The sequence below is a fragment of the Gordonia alkaliphila genome (assembly GCF_023017165.1).
In the GTDB taxonomy this organism is placed as follows: domain Bacteria; phylum Actinomycetota; class Actinomycetes; order Mycobacteriales; family Mycobacteriaceae; genus Gordonia; species Gordonia alkaliphila.
The window spans coordinates 2,293,909-2,310,922 of sequence record NZ_JALKBW010000001.1; the positions used below are offsets into that span (position 1 = coordinate 2,293,909).

Here is a 17,014-nt window from a genome sequence, read left to right on the forward strand (position 1 = left end):
GCCTCACATATCCGGTTGCAGGTAGTCGGGCACCGACGCGGTGCAGCCGAAGACTTCGCCGATCACGGCGGGGCGCGAGGTGTAGACGATGGTGCGGGCACCGACCTGCACGTCGTTGCCGGCGGGGATCAACACCTCGCGGCGTCCCACTTCGGCGCCGTCGCGGGCGCGGGCGCGAACCACACAGGCGACAGGATCGTCGGGGTTCTGCCGGTTGACGGTGTACTGCACCGCGATCTGATCCGAGCTGAGAACCTCGTGGCCGGTGGCCGATCCCGACACCTCGGGGTCGCCGAACTTCTGGAAACCGATGTAGGCGATGACCAACCCGGCGAGCACGACGCCCACTGACAGGATGAGGAACCAGCGGCGCTTGCTACTGGCCGATTGCTCGACCGGATACGTCGCGCGCGGACCGCTCTGCGGTTTCGGCTGGTCGGAGACCCCATCTGAACTACTCACGCGTCAATACCTACCATGTAGGGGAGTACCGAGCGAAGGTGAGGAAGCGTGACCGATAGCACGGGGCCCCTGCGACTGATGGCGGTGCATGCGCACCCCGACGATGAGTCGAGCAAGGCCGCCGCGACGTTGGCCAAGTACGCAGCAGAAGGTCACGAGGTTCTCGTCGTGACGCTGACCGGCGGCGAGCGCGGTGACATCCTCAATCCCGCCATGGACCGGCCCGGCATCATGGAGAACCTGCCCGAGGTGCGCCGCAAGGAGATGGCTGAGGCCGCCGCGGCGCTGGGCGTGGAACACATGTGGCTGGGATTCGTCGATTCGGGGTTGCCCGAAGGCGATCCGTTGCCACCGCTGCCCGAGGGCTGCTTTGCGCTCGTCCCGCACGACGAGGCGACCGAACCGCTGGTCAAGGCGGTGCGAGAGTTCAAGCCGCACGTGATCATCACGTACGACGAGAACGGCGGCTACCCGCACCCGGACCACATCAAGTGCCACGAGGTCTCCATCGCCGCCTTCGACGCGGCCGGTGACCCGGAGGCATACCCGGATGCGGGCGAACCCTGGACGCCGCTGAAGCTCTATTACACGCACGGTTTCATCCGGGACCGGATCTACCGGTTCTCCGAGGAGCTGGAGAAGGCCGGAATGGAGAACCCGTTCCGGGAGTGGCTCGCGAAGTGGAAGCGTGAGCAGGGCGACATGATGGCGCGCGTCACTACCCAGGTGGAAGCGAGCGAATACTTCCAGCAGCGCGACGACGCACTCCGTGCGCACGCCACCCAGATCGATCCCAACGGGTTCTTCTTCGCGGTCCCGTTGGAATGGCAGCAAAGACTATGGCCGACAGAGGAGTTCGAGCTGGCGCAGACGCGCGTCCAGACGGCGATCCCGGAGAATGACCTCTTCGCCGGAATCGAGGAAGAGTGAACAGCCTGCTGTATTTGGCAGATAGCGCCGTCCTGTTGGCGGCCCCGCAAGACACCAAGGGGCCGGAGTTCGGTAAAGCGTCGCCGATCGGTCTGCTCGTGATCATCGTGCTGCTGGTGGCCACCTTCTTGCTGATCCGGTCGATGAACAAGCAGCTCCGGAAGCTGCCGCCGACCTTCGACGAACAGCATCCGGAGGCCGACCAGGCCTTCGACGAGGGCACTGACACGGTCGACGGCGTGGCCGTCACCAGCCCGGATGTGCCGTCGAACGACGGCACCGCACCGCCGCGGAACGGACCGGACGGCAGCGGCAACGCGATCGACTGACGTCACCGCCGGCCCTGCGGGGCGCAGCCCGACACAGGTAAGGAGCCCGACCGTGAGCAACCTCCTCGCGAGCTCGTCGAGCCCATACCTCCGCCAGCACGCGGAGAACCCGGTGCACTGGCGGGAATGGTCCGACGAGGCCTTCGCGCAAGCGCGACGACGGGACGTGCCGATCCTGCTGTCGGTCGGCTACGCCGCCTGCCACTGGTGCCACGTGATGGCGCACGAGACGTTCGAGGATCCAGCGCTGGCAGCGCAGATGAACGAGGGCTTCGTCTGCGTGAAGGTCGACCGCGAGGAGCGGCCCGACATCGACGCCATCTACATGGCGGCGACGGTGGCGATGACCGGCCAGGGCGGCTGGCCCATGACCTGCTTCCTCACTCCCGACGGTGAACCCTTCTACTGCGGTACCTACTACCCGCCCGAGCCGCGCGGCGGCATGCCCGGCTTCGGCCAGGTTCTACACGCCATCACCAGCACCTGGCAGGACCGGCGCGACGAGGTCCACCAGGCCGCGCAGAGCGTGACCGAGCACCTGCGCACCAACTCCGGTGCCATCCCACCCGGACCCGGGATCGACGGACAGCTCCTGGCCGCCGCGGTGGCGTCCGTTCTCGCCGACGAGGACCACGCGGCCGGCGGGTTCGGCGGCGCGCCCAAGTTCCCGCCGTCGGCCACGCTCGAAGGACTGTTGCGCGCCTACGAACTCGGCGGCGACCCGAACGCTCTGGCCGCGGCCGAACGGGCCTGCTCGGCGATGGCGCGCGGTGGCCTCTACGACCAACTCGCCGGCGGCTTCGCCCGATACACGGTCGACGCCGGATGGGTGGTGCCGCACTTCGAGAAGATGCTCTACGACAACGCGTTGCTGCTGCGCGCGTACGCGCACCTCGCTCGACGCACCGGCGATCCGCTGGCGCTGCGCGTGGTCGACGAGACGGTCGGCTTCCTCGACGACGCGCTGTGGACCGGTCACGGCTATGCGTCGTCGTTGGACGCCGACACCGAGGGCGTCGAGGGCCTCACCTACGTCTGGACCCCCGCGCAGCTCCGCGACGTCCTGGGGGAGGACGACGGCGCCTGGTCCGCAGCCACGTTCACCGTCACCGCGGAAGGCACCTTCGAAGACGGCGCCTCGACGCTGCAACTGCTCAGCGATCCCGACGACCTGAACCGGTTCGCCTCGGTGCGTGCACGACTGCTCGCCGCCCGGGCCCAACGCCCGCAGCCGACGCGCGACGACAAAGTGGTGCTGGCCTGGAATGCGCTCGCGATCACCGCGCTGGCCGAAGCTGGCGCCACCCTGGACCGCCCGGCCTGGATCGAGCGGGCCGCGCAGATCGCGGACACGCTCTGGGCATTGCACCGCGTCGACGGCGACCTGCGCCGGGTGTCGTTGGGCGGGCGGGTCGGTGCACCGCAGGCGGCGCTCGACGATCACGCCGCATTCGTGACGGCCCTGCTGACCCTGCACCAGGTCACCGGCGATCTCCGTTGGCGCGAGAACGCCCTGACCCTGCTCGACGCGGCGATCGACCGGTTCGCTGATCCGGACGCGCCGGGCGCGTACTTCGATGCACCGCCCGGAGCGCTGATCACCCGCCCCCGCGACCCGGTCGACGGCGCCACCCCGGCCGGCGCGTCCCTGCTCGCCGAAGCCCTGCTCACCGCGTCGCTGCTGGCGCCGGACGAGGGCGAGGCCGCCCGATACGCGACGCTGTGCGATCAGTCCTTGGCGCGCGCGGGTCTGATTCTGGAGAAGATGCCGCGGTCGGCCGGACATTGGCTGGCCGTCGCGCTGGCCCGACTCGCGGGTCCGTGGCAGGTGGCCGTCGCCCAGTCGGACAGCAGCGACGGGGAGCTGGCCGCGCAAGTGCGCCGTGTGGTGCCGGGCGGCACCGTGGTGGTGGCCGGCGCCCGCGACAGCCTGCCGCTGCTGCAGGACCGCGGACCGGTCGACGGCGCCGACGCCGCCTACCTCTGTCGCGGCACCGTCTGCGGACTGCCGGTGACCTCGGCGAACGACCTCTCCTTCGACTGAGAAAAGCGCGTTCACCGAGACCTGTGCTAGCGTCGAGCCCGTGATCAACTCTGTGCGCGTCGCCTATTGGCGCTTTATCGAGGCTCCGGGCGAGCCTGCGATGAAGCGCTGACGCGTACTCACAGCACAGATCCCGGAGCCGAGCAGTGACCTGATGGTCGCTGCTTTCGTCGTTTCCGGGACGCAGAACGCCACTCGGGAACCGGAACCGATCATTACAGCCGAAACCCGAAAGGCAGTTTTATGACCATCGCAACCAACCCCGCGGCCGATTCCACATCGACGTCCGACCGTCGGGTCACCGCCTTCTCGCCGATTCCGTCGCCGGACAGCCTGCGCAACGAACTGCCGCTGACCGCTCGTCGCGCCGAGATCGTCGCCCGCGACCGGGACGAGATCGCCGCCATTCTGGCCGGCCGCGACGACCGACTCATCGTCGTGGTGGGCCCGTGCTCGGTGCACGACCCGGTGGCGGCCCTCGACTACGCCCGCCGCCTCGCGCCGCTGGCCGCCGCGTACTCCGACACCCTGAAGATCGTCATGCGTGTCTACTTCGAGAAGCCGCGCACCACCGTCGGCTGGAAGGGTCTGATCAACGACCCGGACATGGACGAGTCGTTCGACGTGGAGAAGGGCCTGCGAATCGCGCGCAAGCTGCTGCTCGACGTGATCGACTTGGGCCTGCCGGTGGGCTGCGAATTCCTCGAGCCCACCAGCCCGCAGTACATCGCCGACGCCGTCGCGTGGGGCGCCATCGGCGCGCGGACCACCGAGTCGCAGGTGCACCGTCAGCTCGCATCGGGCCTGTCGATGCCGATCGGTTTCAAGAACGGCACCGACGGCAACGTGCAGGTGGCGATCGACGGTGCCAAGGCTGCGGCCAGTCGGCACGTCTTCTTCGGCGTCGACGACTTCGGCCGCGGCGCAGTGGTGCAGACCGCGGGCAACGAGGACTGCCACGTGATCCTGCGCGGCGGCACCCCCGGACCGAATTTCGACGAGCAGTCGGTGGCGTCCGCGGTCGAGAGCCTCGCCGCGTCCGGCCTGAGCCCCAAGGTGATGATCGACTGCTCGCACGCGAACTCCGGCAAGGACCACGAGCGGCAGGCCGAGGTGGCGGTCGAGGTCGCCGAGATGGTCGCGGCCGCACGCCGCGCCAAGGTGGAGCCGACGATCAGCGGCGTGATGCTCGAGAGCTTCCTGGAGCCGGGCGCACAGTCGGTGACCGCCGAACCGCTGGTGTACGGCAAGTCGGTCACCGACAAGTGCATGGGGTGGGAGGTCAGCGCCGAGGTGCTCGACGCTCTCGCACGCGCCGGACGCTGACCCCCCCGGGTCGTCAGGCTCGTCGACGTTGCCGCCACAGACCGGCGGCGATGTCGACCACCAGGAACGCGAGCAGCGGCCACCCGAGCAGCGGGATGAACCAGCCGACGGCCACCGCCACTACCGAGATCGCCGCGATCGCGGGCCAAGGCAGCGCGCGGAGCGCCCCGGCGGACGGCGCCCGCCCGGGGCGAGCGCTGCCGCGCGGCCGCCGCTGCCACCACATCCGGAAGCCGAACACGATGATGGCGACGAGAACGGCGGCGACGGCGAACAACGCCACCTGATTGAGCAGTCCGAACAGAATCCCCATGTGGAGCGCGATGCCGAGGTTCGCCAACTGCGCCGCCCGCGGCCAATCGGCGAACCAGTTCACCGCGACCACCCGGTCGTGCGCCGGGTCGACCACCGCGGTGTTCGGTGAGAACTGCCAGGGCGCCCGCACCTCGGTGACGGTGAACGCGACGTCGGGCTCGGCGGGAATCGAGATCTCCACCGCGTCGGCGCGGCCCACCCCCGCGGAGCGCGCCAGTGCCAGCGCGGTGTCGGCGTAGCCGGCGTTCTCGGCGGCGAATGCGGTGCCGTCGGCCCCGGTGGGGGACATGCCGCCGTGGTCGCCGTGTCCGCCGTGCCCGCTTCCGCCGGAGGGGCTCGTGCCGGTCAGACTGGTGTTCGCGACCGGCTGCGTCCAGTGCAGTGCCGCCCTCAGCTCGGTCACGTTCTCGCCGGCGAACCGCGACCAGGTGAGCCCCGTCGCCGACAGGAACACCAGCGCGACGACGATCCATACACCGAGCACGGCGTGCCTACTCATCGTGCGAGCCCGTCCCCGCTGCGTCCGATCGACGGTGAGGAGTCGCGCAGTGCCGTGCGAACGACGCCGTTTCCGGTAGGCGACGAGCCACAGCCCGGTGCCGGCGAGCGCGATCACCCACAGCCATGACGCGGCGAACTCGCTGTAGAGGCGCCCCGGCTCGCCGAGGTGCAGGTCCCGGTGCAGCCCGTCGATCCAGGTGCGGACCGGCAGCGAACCGCTGCTCCCGTAGCTCGGCAGCGCACCGGTGATCCGCAGCGTCGCCGGGTCCACGAAGACGGCCAGCCGCGTCGACTCGGGGAGCGTCGGGTCGTCGAACAGCACCCGGGTGGTGCGGCCGGGCTCGGAGGCGGGACGGATCGCGGACACCGTCAGATCCGGCCGGTGGGCCACCGCGGCGGCGGTCTGCGCGGCGATCGACTGGGCGGGCCCGACCGAATCGGTGTGCAACTGGGTGCGGTAGATCAGCTGCTCCGCGGACGGGGCCAGCGCGTAGAGGCCGCCGCTGACGGCGGCGATGAGCAGGAACGGCGCTACGAGAACACCGGCGTAGAAGTGCAGCCGCCGCAGCAGCCGAGCGGTGGTGCCCGGCGGACGGGCGGGCGCTCCGGACGCCGATGAGGGGGAAGGTGAAGTTGGCGGGGCAGTGGGTAAAGACATGGCGAGATCGCCTTTCGTCGAAGCAGAAGCCACCGGCCCGGCGCGGCACGATGCCGCCGACCCGGGTCGGGTGGAGTGGAATCAGAACTCAGACGAGGGCGGGCGGTCCGCGCGTGCCGACGGTCCCCAGCTGCCGCAGTCGCTGCGGCCGGCGCGGCGGCGTCACCACGACGATGGTGGTGATGCGGTCGATGGTCGGGCGCGAGGTGCACAGAGCGGCCACCCGACGGGCGCGACCGCTCAGCGCGCGCACCAGCGATTCGGCGCTGACGATCAGCCCGAACGCGACGAGCGTGCCGACCGTGTGCACCGCGGCCATCGGCCCGGTGATCAGTTCCTGGTGGTGGCCGGCGAGTGCCAGGAGCAGCAGGTGCACCAGCACTTGGCCACCGGCGAGCAGGGTGAGCAGTCGACCGGGCGCCGTGGACGTCGTGCCGGTGCTGCGACCTCCGGCCAGCACACCCAAACCGACGCCCGCCGCCAGAACGACGAGCAGGCCGCCACCGCCGGGCAGCGCGCCGTGGCCCAGGGTGTGCGCGAGAATGCCGGTGCCCGCACCGGTGCCGCCGACTACGGCCGCGCGCAGGCGCGGCAGTACTCCGGGGGCGGCGTGCGGCGGGATCGGCCGCGCGGTGGTGGGCACGCGCAGAGTTTAGTGCCCCGTGTTGGAAATTGGTGAATGGTTCCCGCGAGTCAGATGGGCGGATGGCAAGGCGGAGGAGGGAGCCGTAGCGGCAGCTACAGCGACCGACGACAACGCCGCCAGGCGTTCATCTGGCCGCGGGATACCGACAATGAATTTCCAACACGGGGCACTAGTGCCCGGCGTTCAGCCGCTGATCACCAGCAGCCACACCGCGATGTAGTGCAGGGTCGCGGCGACCGCGGTGCACGCGTGGAAGACCTCGTGATGGCCGAAGACGCCGGGCCAGGGCTCGGGCCACTTCAGGGCGTACAGCACGCCGCCGACGCTGTAGAAGACGCCGCCCACGGCGAGCATCACGAAGACGGCGACGCCGGCGTTGTGCAGCAGGGCCGGGGCCACCACGACGATCGCCCAGCCGAGGAGGATGTACGCGACGACGCCCAGCCACCGCGGCGAGCCGGGCCAGATCACCTTGAGTGCGACGCCGCCCAGCGCGCCGACCCACACGGTGCCCAACACCCACCAACGCGTCGGGGAGTCCAGACCCATGACGCAGAACGGCGTGTAGCTGGCGGCGATGAACACGAAGATCATCGAGTGGTCCGCACGCTTCATCGCCACCTGATGCGCCGGATTGCGCCAGGGAATGCGGTGGTACACGGTGCTCGTGGTGAACAAGCCGGTGATGCCGACGACGTACACCACCACGGCGGCCACGTCGACCGCCGTCCGCTGCAGTGCGGTACCGGCGATCAGCACGATGCCCACCGACGCGGCGATGAACGCCGAGTACTTGTGGATGACGCCCCGCAGGCGCGGCTTCTCCGCCTCGGTGGGCGGTGTGAGCGTGCTGGTCATGCAACCTACGGTACCGTAGGTTTCGCGCCAGTAGGGTTGCGAGTGAGTAAGATCTGCGCTGTGAAACTGATCCCTGATCGTGTGCGCGGCGGCCTCTATCAGGTCTACGAATCCCGCCTGGTCCAGCTCATGGACCCGGAGAGCATCCCGCGGCACGTCGCGATCATCGCCGACGGGAATCGCCGGTGGGCGCGGGAAGCGGGCTTCGAAGACGTCGCCCACGGCCACCGCGTCGGCGCCAAGCGGATCGCCGACATGGTGGGCTGGTGCTCGGACCTGGGGATCGGCACCGTCACCGTGTACCTGCTCTCGACCGAGAACATGGCGCGCGCTTCCGACGAACTCGACGCCCTGATGGAGATCGTTCCGGACGTGGTCGACGAGATCGCCGACGCGCCGGGCGACTGGCGCGTGCGCATCGTCGGCAACCTCGACGTGCTGCCGGACGCGGTGGCGCAGCGCCTGCGGAATGCGGCCGCGCGCACCGAGGACCGCACGGAGATGACGGTGAACGTCGCGGTGGGTTACGGCGGACGCGAGGAGATCGTCGACGCCGTCCAAGCGCTCCTGCGCGCGAAGCTGGCGGCCGGTGCCACGGCCGAGGAACTGATCGACGCCGTCACGGTCGCCGGGATCGACGCCAACCTCTACACCAGCGGTCAGCCCGATCCCGACCTGGTGATCCGGACGTCGGGGGAGCAGCGACTGTCCGGTTTCCTGCTGTGGCAGAGCGCGTACTCGGAGATGTGGTTCACCGACGCCTACTGGCCGGAGTTCCGCCGCGTGGACTTCCTCCGTGCCCTTCGCGACTTCGCCGCGCGCGGTCGGCGGTACGGCAAGTAGATGGCTGCGACTCCGGCGATCGCGGCCCTGGAGGCCGCAGGCATCGCGCACGAGGTGCACAAGTACACCCACGACCGCAGGCACAGCGACTACGGCGCCGAAGCGGTCGCGGTGATGAGTGAGCGGCTCGGCGTGCAGCCCGGGCAGATCTTCAAGACACTCGTCGTCGACCTGGGGGACCGTCGGTTGGGCGTGGCGGTGCTGCCGGTCCCGCAGCAACTCTCCCTCAAAGCGGCGGCGAAGGCGTTCGGCGTCCCGAAGGTGGTGATGGCGCAGGCCGCGCAGGTCACCCGCACCACCGGTTACATCCTCGGCGGCGTGTCCCCGGTGGGACAGAAGACGCCGCTGCCGACCGTGGTGGACGCCTCCGCAATGCAGTACGAGAGCATTCTCGCCAGCGCGGGCAAACGCGGCCTGGAGATCGAACTGGCGCCAGCCGATCTGATCGCGGTGACCGGTGCGATCGTGGAGACCATCGCGGTCGCCTGATCTGCCGGGTAATCTCACAGGGAAACGTCGTCCGGAGGCCAGCCATGGGGAAGCAGCACTCGCGTGCGGCTGGGGCTGGCGCGGCGTGGCCTTCGGCAAGCTCTGACCAGCAGCGGCCGGGGGACTCGAGGAAGGGGAGCAGCGATGCGCGCGGTGGTGTTGGGGGCCAGCGGAGACATGGGACGCGAGCTCGTCCCGGCGTTGATCGGCCGCGGCGTGGACGTGGTGCCCGCGCATCGCGCCACCGGTGTGGACGCCTACACGGGTACCGGCCTGGACGCGGCCTTCGCCGGTGCCGACGTGGTGGTGGACTCGCTCAGCGTGACGACGCAGAGCGCCGGTCGTGCCCGCGACTTCTTCGGCGTCGCCGCCCGCAACGTGGTCGCGGCCGCCGACCGCGCGGGTATCGAGCGGATCGTGTGCCTGTCGATCATCAACGCCGCGCACCCGTCGGTGAATGCGAAGTTCGGCTACTACCAGGGCAAGGCCGTGCAGGAGAGCGTGTATCGCGAGCTGGCCGGAGATCGGATCACCATGGTCTGGTCGGCGCAGTGGTTCGAGCTGGCGCAGCGACTGATGTCGCAGATGCGGCTGGGGCCGGTAGCCGTGGTGCCGCACATGATGTCGCAGCCGTGCGCGGCGGCCGACGCCGCACAGGTCCTCGCCGACGCGGTGACGACGCCAGGCGGCGACATCCAGGTGGCCGGCCCGGAGACGATGGACCTGTGCAATCTAGCTCGCCGGATCGCAGAGCGCGACGGAGCGCCGCGGTGGGTCATCGGCATCAACTACGGCGGCCCGACCATCCGGCGGGGCGGACTGCTGCCGACCGGCGACGTGATCACCACCCCCACGACGGCACAGGCTTGGCTCGACGCAGCCACGTAGGCTGGAAGTGACGAAGAGGGCGCGAGCCTGTGAAGACTGGAGGAGATCGTCGTGGGTCTGTTTGGGATCGACCGGGACTTGTCGCGAGTGGCTGCGTACGCGCTTCCCGACACCGCGGTGGTGCGGGTCTTCTCGCTGATCCGGCTGCAGGATCCGGAGGGCACCATTCGCTGGGCCGAGTCCGATCCGTCGGTCCTGTCCGCGCTGACCACCTTCCGCGAAGCGTCCGCCGGCACGCCGGTCCGTCGTCGTCCCGCGCAGCCGATGGGCATGGTCGACGCCGAGACCGTCACCTCGCTGCAGACGCTCTTCGCCTCGGACGAGGAACTGAACGTTCTGGTCTGGTCGGGCTACGCCGACTCCGCCCAGCTCGCCGACCGCGACCGCCCGGCCACCGGTGATGCCGCCGCGTTCATCGAACAGGGCGGACTGCTGCAGCTGCGGATTCCGGCCCGCGAACTCGCCGACTTCACCGAGGAGAACGGCCGACACTTCCCGGTGGCGGTGTGGAACGACGACGAATCCATCGCCATCGCGCAGCCGGTGTACCACGACTCGGTGTACGTCAGCGCCGTCGACGGCACCGTCGTCGAAGCGCTGCTGCGTGCACCGACCATCGAGGGACGTCCGATCTCGCCGGTGGCGGACCTCCCGTCGTACCCGGTGAATCTGTCGGAAGTCGAATAGTCAGAGCTTGCGCAGCCGGACCCGGTTGATGGAGTGATCGCGGTCCTTGCGGAGCACGAGCGTGGCCCGCGGGCGGGTCGGCAGGATGTTCTCGATCAGGTTGGGCCGGTTGATCGACGTCCAGATATCCCGGGCCGCGATGGTGGCCTGCTCGTCGGTCAGTGACGCGTAGAAGTGGAAGTGTGACGCCGGGTCGGTGAACGACGTAGTGCGCATCTGCAGGAAGCGCGAGATGTACCAGTCCTCGATGTGCGAGAGATTCGCGTCCACGTAGATGGAGAAGTCGAACAGGTCCGACACGGTCAGCGTCGGACCGGTCTGTAGGACGTTGAGGCCCTCCAGGATCAGGATGTCCGGCTGGTTCACCGTGTGGAAGGCGCCCGGCACGATGTCGTAGGACACGTGCGAATAGACGGGCGCGCGCACCGACTCGATGCCCGACTTCACCTCGGTGACGAACCGCAGCAGGGCCCGGCGGTCGTACGACTCCGGGAAGCCCTTGCGGTGCATCAGGCCGCGGCGCTGCAACTCGGCGGTGGGGTAGAGGAAGCCGTCGGTGGTGACCAGGTCGACCTTCGGGTGCGACTCCCAGCGGGAGAGCAGCTTGGCCAGCACGCGCGCGGTGGTCGATTTCCCGACCGCCACCGACCCGGCGACGCCGATGACGAACGGGACCTGACGGTTGCGCTGGCGCTCGCCGAGGAAGGTCGACGTCGCGGCGAACAGGCGCTGGCGGGCTTCCACCTGCAGGTGAATCAGACGAGACAGGGGGAGGTAGACCTCGGCGACTTCCTTGAGGTCGATCTGCTCGCCGAGACCGACGAGCTCCTCGAGGTCGTGCTCGTCGAGCACCATCGGCATCGACCGCCGGAGTTCGCGCCACTGGCGACGGTCCAACTCGAGGTAGAGACCGGGGTCGCGATCGCTGGAAAGGCGCGCCATGGCTGGCACCTTACAGGGCAGCTGCGCGGTCGGTAGCCTGGGACGTCATGAGCGTCGACACTGCCGAAGACCTGGTGACCGAGTACCTGCGCCTGGGCTTGAGTTTCGACCGCATCGAACCGGGATTCGTCGATGCCTACACCGGTGACCCGGCGCTGCGCGTCGAGGTGGACAACGCTCCCGCGCCCGACCCGGCCGAACTCGCCCGCCGGGCCCGCGACCTGGCGGCCGCGCTGCCCGCCGGACTGCCGGCTGACCGCGCCGAGTTCGTCGGCGCGCACCTGCGGGCGCTGGAGTGCTCGGCGCGCAAGTTCGCGGGGGAGGACATCGGCTTCGTCGACGAGGTGAAGGCCTACTTCGACGTCGACATCGCCCCCGCCGACGAGGGCGCCTATGCGCAGGCGCACACGCGGATCGCCGACGCGCTCGGCGTGCCCGGGGCCACCGGCGCACAGTTGAGTGAGGCCTACGCCGCCCATCGGCGCAGCGAGGAGATCCCGCCGGCCCTGGTCCAGCCGCTGGTCGACGAACTCAGCGGCGCGCTGCGCGAGCGCGTGCGCGGCACCTTCGGGCTGCCTGCCGCCGAGACCATCGAGTTCGAGATCGTCTCGGACAAGCCGTGGTCGGGCTTCAACTACTACCTCGGCGACTACCGCTCCACCGTCGCGATCAACACTGATCTGCCGCAGTACCTGTCTGGGCTGCCGTCGCTGGTGGCGCACGAGGCCTACCCCGGGCACCACACCGAACACTGCCGCAAGGAGCAGCTGCTGGTGGCCGACGGCGCTCAGCGCGAGCAGACGATCTTCCTGGTCAACACCCCGCAGTGCCTCATGGCCGAGGGGCTGGCCGACCACGCGCTCGTCGCGGCGCAGGGCCCGGACTGGCAGTCGTGGGCGGCGGAGATCTACGCCGACTTCGGGCTGCGCTTCGACGCCGAACGCTCGCGCGCCCTGTCGGCGGCCACCGCCGATCTGCTCACGGTGCGCCAGGATGCGGCGTTGGCCCTGCACGACCGCCACGTCGACCCCGACGACGTGGCCCGGTTCCTCCAGAAATGGCTGCTGGTCCCTGCCGATCGCGCGCGCCAGATGCTGCGCTTCCTCGCGTCGCCGCTGTGGCGCGCGTACATCTCCACCTATGTGGAGGGTTACCGACTGCTCGACGGCTGGCTCGACGACGTCGCACCCGGTCAGACCCGACTGGACCGCTTCCGCCGACTCCTCGACGAGCCGTTGACCCCGGCGCTCCTGCGCGCCGAGCTCGGGGCCTAAACTGGTCGCCATGACTCAGTTTTCGCAGTCCCTGGCCGAGCTGGATCCCGATCTCGCTGCGGCGATGAACGGGGAGCTGTCGCGGCAGCGCGACACCCTGGAGATGATCGCGTCGGAGAACTTCGTGCCGCGCGCGGTGCTGCAGGCCCAGGGCAGCGTGCTGACCAACAAGTACGCCGAGGGCTACCCGGGGCGTCGCTACTACGGCGGCTGCGAGTACGTCGACGTCGTCGAGGACATCGCCCGCGACCGCGCGAAGGAACTGTTCGGCGCCGAGTTCGCCAACGTCCAGCCGCACTCGGGCGCGCAGGCCAACGCCGCCGTCCTCATGGCGCTGATGGATCCGGGCGACCGCATGCTGGGCCTCGACCTCGCGCACGGCGGTCACCTCACCCACGGCATGCGCCTGAACTTCTCCGGCAAGCTGTACGAGAACCACTTCTACGGGGTCAGCAAGGAAGACTTCCGGGTCGACATGGACGAGGTGCGCAAGATCGCCCTCGACACCCAGCCGAAGGTGATCGTCGCCGGCTGGTCGGCCTACCCCCGCACCCTCGACTTCGCCGCGTTCCGGGAGATCGCCGACGAAGTGGGCGCCAAGCTCTGGGTCGACATGGCGCACTTCGCCGGTCTCGTCGCCGCCGGACTGCACCCCAACCCGGTGCCCTTCGCCGACGTCGTCTCCACCACGGTCCACAAGACCCTCGGCGGTCCGCGCTCGGGTCTGATCCTGGCCAAGCAGGAGTACGCCAAGAAGCTGAACTCGTCGGTCTTCCCCGGCCAGCAGGGCGGGCCGCTGATGCACGTCATCGCCGCCAAGGCCGCCGCGCTGAAGATCGCCGCGAGCGAGGAGTTCGCCGAGCGTCAGCGTCGCACCGTCTCCGGCGCCCAGATCCTGGCGGAGCGTCTGACCGGCTCCGACGTGGCCGACGCCGGCATCACGGTCCTGACCGGCGGCACCGACGTGCACCTGGTGCTGGTGGACCTGCGCGACTCGGCGCTCGACGGCCAGCAGGGCGAAGACCTCCTGCACGAGGTCGGCATCACCGTGAACCGCAACGCCGTGCCCTTCGACCCGCGCCCGCCGATGGTCACCTCGGGCCTGCGTATCGGCACCCGGCTCTGGCCACCCGCGGCTTCGGCGACGCCGAGTTCACCGAGGTCGCCGACATCATCGCCACCGCACTGGCGGCAGGCAAGGACGCTGACATCGCCGCGCTGCGCGGCCGCGTGTCCAAGCTGGCCCTCGACGTCCCGCTCTACGAGGGTCTCGAGGACTGGGGAATGATGAGCGGACACTGATCGTCGACTAGGGTGTAGCCGTGGCTGTTTTGGAAGAAGACGAACTGATCACCGCTCTGGAAAAGGCTCTCCCGGTCATCGCCGAGGAGCACCAGGCCGGAGCGGCAGCGTGGGATCCGCACGAGTGGGTGCCCTGGAGCAAGGGTCGGAACTTCCGATTCCTCGGCGGTGACGACTTCGAGCCCGGCCAGGAGACTCTGGACGCGGAGACGGCGGCACCGCTGCTGGCGCTGCTGCTGACCAAGGACAACCTCCCGTCCTTCCACCGCGTGCTGGCGATCCACTTCCCGCCGTTCTCCGACTGGCGTCAGCTGATCGGCGTCTGGACCGCGGAAGACAACCGGCACGCCATCGCGCTGCGCGACTACCTCGTCGTGACCCGCGCGATGGATCCGGTGGACGCGGAGAACCGTCGTCGTATCCACGTCGTCGCCGGCTGGAAGCAGAACCCGGAAGCCGTCGCTCAGCTGGGCCCGATGAACGCGCTGGCACTGCTGGCCGTGCACGAGAACCAGTGCACGCAGTTCATCGCCCGCCTCGTCGAGCGCAGCACCGACCCGCAGCTGAACACCATCCTGGAGAAGATCAAGACCGACGACGCCGTGCAGGCCGCGACCTTCCAGGCGTTCCTCATCGCCGGCATGGTCGCCGACCAGGAGGCCACGATCCTCGCGGTCGACAAGGCTCTCGCTGAGATCGAGCACATCGGCTCCGACGTCGCCGACTTCGACGCGCAGCGCACGCTGTTCGCCGACTTCGAGACCGAGCAGACCGACGCTGCGATCGCCGCGAAGCTGGCCGCCGAGCTCAAGCTCGACAGCGCGCAGGAGTTGAGCGCCGACGCCGAGGCCGCCCGGGCGCGGATCCTCGCGCTCGCCGCCAAGGCCTGAGTTCTTCTCGTCGAAACCCACGGCACAACCTCCCGAATCGCGGGAGGGGCGCCGTGGGTTTCGTCGTTTCCGGCCGTCACACAGCGTTCACCGACACGCGACCTCGCGTCCCCCGGGGCCTCGGGCGCGCGGCGTAGCTTGATGGGTGACGGGCCGTGGGGAAGCGGTTCGTTCGGGAGGTTCGATTCGTGAACGACATGACTGTCACGAGAGGGCCGGCCCCGGTCCTCGTCCGCCTCGGATAACCGAGAACGACGGCGAACCGGCCGGCCACAGATCTCGCTCGCGCGGGAGCCGCGCGGGACATCGGAGTCAGCCGTGACTGCACGCACGTACGTTCTCGACACCTCTGTTCTGCTCTCCGATCCGTGGGCGGTGACCCGCTTCGACGAGCACCACGTGGTCCTGCCGCTGGTGGTGATCAGCGAACTCGAGGGCAAACGCCATCACAGCGAGCTGGGCTGGTTCGCGCGGACCGCCCTGCGACTGCTCGACGACCTCCGCATAGAACACGGGCGGCTGGATCAGCCGCTGCCGGTGGGCGAGGACGGCGGGACGCTGCAGGTGGAGCTCAACCACATCGATCCGGCGGTGCTGCCCTCCGGCTTCCGCGACGCCTCCAACGACTCGCGGATCCTGGCCTGCGCCCTCAACCTGCGCGCCGAGGGCGCCGACGTCACGCTGGTCACCAAGGACACGCCGCTGCGGGTCAAGGCCGGCGCGGTCGGCCTGGCCGCCGACGAATACCACGCGCAGGACGTGGTGGTGTCCGGGTGGACCGGGATGGACGAGCTGATGGTGTCCGACGCCGACATCGACGACCTCTTCGCCGAGGGCGTCGTCGACCTCGACGACGGCCGCCAGCTGCCCTGCCACACCGGCGTGAAACTGGTCGGCGCCACCGGCAGTGCGCTGGGCCGGGTCACCGAGACCAAGCAGGTGCAGCTGGTGCGCGGGGATCGGGAGGTGTTCGGTCTGCACGGCCGGTCGGCGGAGCAGCGGGTGGCGCTGGATCTGCTGCTCGATCCGTCGGTCGGCATCGTCTCGCTGGGCGGCAAAGCCGGCACCGGCAAGTCGGCGTTGGCGCTGTGCGCGGGCCTGGAAGCCGTGCTGGAACGACGCACCCAGCGCAAGGTGGTGGTCTTCCGGCCGCTGTACGCCGTCGGCGGCCAGCAGCTCGGCTACCTGCCCGGCGGCGCCGACGAGAAGATGGGGCCGTGGGCGCAGGCCGTCTTCGACACCCTGGAGGGGCTGGTGTCCCCGGAGGTGATCGACGAGGTGCTCTCCCGCGGCATGCTCGAGGTGCTGCCGCTGACCCACATCCGCGGCCGCTCGCTGCACGACTCGTTCGTCATCGTCGACGAGGCGCAGTCGTTGGAGCGCAACGTGCTGCTGACCGTGCTGTCCCGCTTGGGCGCCGGCTCGCGGGTGGTACTCACGCACGACGTCGCCCAGCGTGACAATCTGCGCGTCGGCCGCCACGACGGCGTCGCCGCGGTGATCGAGAAGCTGAAGGGGCACCCGCTGTTCGCGCACATCACGCTGACCCGCAGCGAGCGGTCACCGATCGCCGCGCTGGTCACCGACATGCTCGAGGAGTTCGCGCCCGGTCAGGGCTGAGCGCTCCAGG

At 69.6% G+C, this 17,014-nt stretch carries 16 protein-coding genes and 1 pseudogene; 12 read left to right on the top strand and 5 right to left on the bottom strand.

Annotated elements, in window-relative coordinates; all coding sequences use genetic code 11:
- Positions 1–3: 3 nt before the first annotated feature.
- The gene (locus MUG78_RS10425) at positions 4–462 is read right to left on the bottom strand and encodes a DUF4307 domain-containing protein (RefSeq protein ID WP_246994555.1); all 459 of its coding nucleotides are present in this window, start codon (positions 460–462) and stop codon (positions 4–6) included.
- Between the two features lie 78 nt (positions 463–540).
- Between MUG78_RS10425 and mca the strand changes: the two genes are divergently transcribed.
- The 4 genes from mca (at position 541) to MUG78_RS10445 (ending at position 5,091) form a co-directional block, all read left to right on the top strand.
- On the top strand, positions 541–1,392 hold the full coding sequence (gene mca / locus MUG78_RS10430) for a mycothiol conjugate amidase Mca (protein WP_246996966.1): 852 nt from the start codon (positions 541–543) through the stop codon (positions 1,390–1,392).
- Positions 1,389–1,721, top strand: a complete 333-nt coding sequence (locus MUG78_RS10435) for a hypothetical protein (RefSeq protein WP_246994557.1) — start codon at positions 1,389–1,391, stop codon at positions 1,719–1,721. Before mca ends, MUG78_RS10435 begins: the two co-directional genes overlap by 4 nt.
- Before the next feature lie 52 nt (positions 1,722–1,773).
- Positions 1,774–3,765 (top strand): thioredoxin domain-containing protein, encoded by a 1,992-nt coding sequence (locus MUG78_RS10440; protein WP_246994559.1) that lies wholly within the window; start codon positions 1,774–1,776, stop codon positions 3,763–3,765.
- Positions 3,766–4,008: 243 nt separating this feature from the next.
- Positions 4,009–5,091, top strand: a complete 1,083-nt coding sequence (locus MUG78_RS10445; RefSeq protein WP_246994561.1) for a 3-deoxy-7-phosphoheptulonate synthase — start codon at positions 4,009–4,011, stop codon at positions 5,089–5,091.
- A gap of 13 nt (positions 5,092–5,104) precedes the next feature.
- On the opposite strand, the gene MUG78_RS10450 is transcribed toward MUG78_RS10445, so the two are convergent.
- The 3 genes from MUG78_RS10450 to trhA all read right to left on the bottom strand — a co-directional run bounded on the left by MUG78_RS10450 (position 5,105) and on the right by trhA (position 8,069).
- The gene (locus MUG78_RS10450; protein WP_246994563.1) at positions 5,105–6,565 is read right to left on the bottom strand and encodes a PepSY-associated TM helix domain-containing protein; all 1,461 of its coding nucleotides are present in this window, start codon (positions 6,563–6,565) and stop codon (positions 5,105–5,107) included.
- An 88-nt stretch (positions 6,566–6,653) separates the two neighbouring features.
- Complete coding sequence (locus MUG78_RS10455; protein WP_246994565.1) at positions 6,654–7,208, bottom strand: hypothetical protein; 555 nt, start codon at positions 7,206–7,208, stop codon at positions 6,654–6,656.
- Positions 7,209–7,394: 186 nt separating this feature from the next.
- The gene (gene trhA / locus MUG78_RS10460; protein ID WP_246994566.1) at positions 7,395–8,069 is read right to left on the bottom strand and encodes a PAQR family membrane homeostasis protein TrhA; all 675 of its coding nucleotides are present in this window, start codon (positions 8,067–8,069) and stop codon (positions 7,395–7,397) included.
- Between the two features lie 60 nt (positions 8,070–8,129).
- Here trhA and MUG78_RS10465 point away from each other — a divergent pair, with 60 nt between their 5' ends.
- From MUG78_RS10465 to MUG78_RS10480, 4 genes are all read left to right on the top strand, one after another.
- A complete protein-coding gene (locus MUG78_RS10465; protein WP_246994568.1) occupies positions 8,130–8,912 on the top strand; it encodes an isoprenyl transferase in 783 nt (260 codons plus the stop codon).
- Positions 8,913–9,401, top strand: a complete 489-nt coding sequence (gene ybaK / locus MUG78_RS10470) for a Cys-tRNA(Pro) deacylase (RefSeq protein ID WP_246994570.1) — start codon at positions 8,913–8,915, stop codon at positions 9,399–9,401.
- A 144-nt stretch (positions 9,402–9,545) separates the two neighbouring features.
- Entirely contained in the window at positions 9,546–10,289 is a 744-nt protein-coding gene (locus MUG78_RS10475; protein ID WP_281499820.1) for an SDR family oxidoreductase, read from the top strand.
- A gap of 51 nt (positions 10,290–10,340) precedes the next feature.
- Positions 10,341–10,976, top strand: coding sequence for a hypothetical protein (locus MUG78_RS10480; RefSeq protein ID WP_246994574.1), 636 nt, complete (start codon positions 10,341–10,343; stop codon positions 10,974–10,976).
- Here the strand turns inward: MUG78_RS10480 and coaA are convergent, their stop codons facing one another.
- Positions 10,977–11,918 carry a type I pantothenate kinase gene (coaA, locus tag MUG78_RS10485; protein ID WP_246994576.1) on the bottom strand — a complete coding sequence of 314 codons (942 nt, stop codon included), beginning with the start codon at positions 11,916–11,918 and terminating at the stop codon, positions 10,977–10,979. It lies immediately after the preceding gene.
- A 47-nt stretch (positions 11,919–11,965) separates the two neighbouring features.
- Here coaA and MUG78_RS10490 point away from each other — a divergent pair, with 47 nt between their 5' ends.
- The 4 genes and pseudogenes from MUG78_RS10490 to phoH2 all read left to right on the top strand — a co-directional run bounded on the left by MUG78_RS10490 (position 11,966) and on the right by phoH2 (position 17,004).
- Entirely contained in the window at positions 11,966–13,192 is a 1,227-nt protein-coding gene (locus MUG78_RS10490) for a DUF885 domain-containing protein (protein ID WP_246994578.1), read from the top strand.
- Between the two features lie 10 nt (positions 13,193–13,202).
- Positions 13,203–14,494 (top strand): annotated as a pseudogene (gene glyA, locus MUG78_RS10495) (serine hydroxymethyltransferase).
- 20 nt (positions 14,495–14,514) lie between these two features.
- On the top strand, positions 14,515–15,384 hold the full coding sequence (locus MUG78_RS10500) for an acyl-ACP desaturase (protein WP_246994580.1): 870 nt from the start codon (positions 14,515–14,517) through the stop codon (positions 15,382–15,384).
- Positions 15,385–15,702: 318 nt separating this feature from the next.
- A complete protein-coding gene (phoH2, locus tag MUG78_RS10505) occupies positions 15,703–17,004 on the top strand; it encodes an RNA 5'-3' helicase PhoH2 (RefSeq protein ID WP_246994582.1) in 1,302 nt (433 codons plus the stop codon).
- The last annotated feature ends 10 nt before the right edge of the window (positions 17,005–17,014 follow it).

Coding starts and splice junctions, on each gene's coding strand:
- trhA (WP_246994566.1), bottom strand. CDS start 8,069: ATGACCAGCACGCTCACACCGCCCACCGAGGCGGAGAAGCCGCGCCTG.
- MUG78_RS10445 (WP_246994561.1), top strand. CDS start 4,009: ATGACCATCGCAACCAACCCCGCGGCCGATTCCACATCGACGTCCGAC.
- mca (WP_246996966.1), top strand. CDS start 541: ATGGCGGTGCATGCGCACCCCGACGATGAGTCGAGCAAGGCCGCCGCG.
- coaA (WP_246994576.1), bottom strand. CDS start 11,918: ATGGCGCGCCTTTCCAGCGATCGCGACCCCGGTCTCTACCTCGAGTTG.
- MUG78_RS10450 (WP_246994563.1), bottom strand. CDS start 6,565: ATGTCTTTACCCACTGCCCCGCCAACTTCACCTTCCCCCTCATCGGCG.
- MUG78_RS10475 (WP_281499820.1), top strand. CDS start 9,546: ATGCGCGCGGTGGTGTTGGGGGCCAGCGGAGACATGGGACGCGAGCTC.
- ybaK (WP_246994570.1), top strand. CDS start 8,913: ATGGCTGCGACTCCGGCGATCGCGGCCCTGGAGGCCGCAGGCATCGCG.
- MUG78_RS10490 (WP_246994578.1), top strand. CDS start 11,966: ATGAGCGTCGACACTGCCGAAGACCTGGTGACCGAGTACCTGCGCCTG.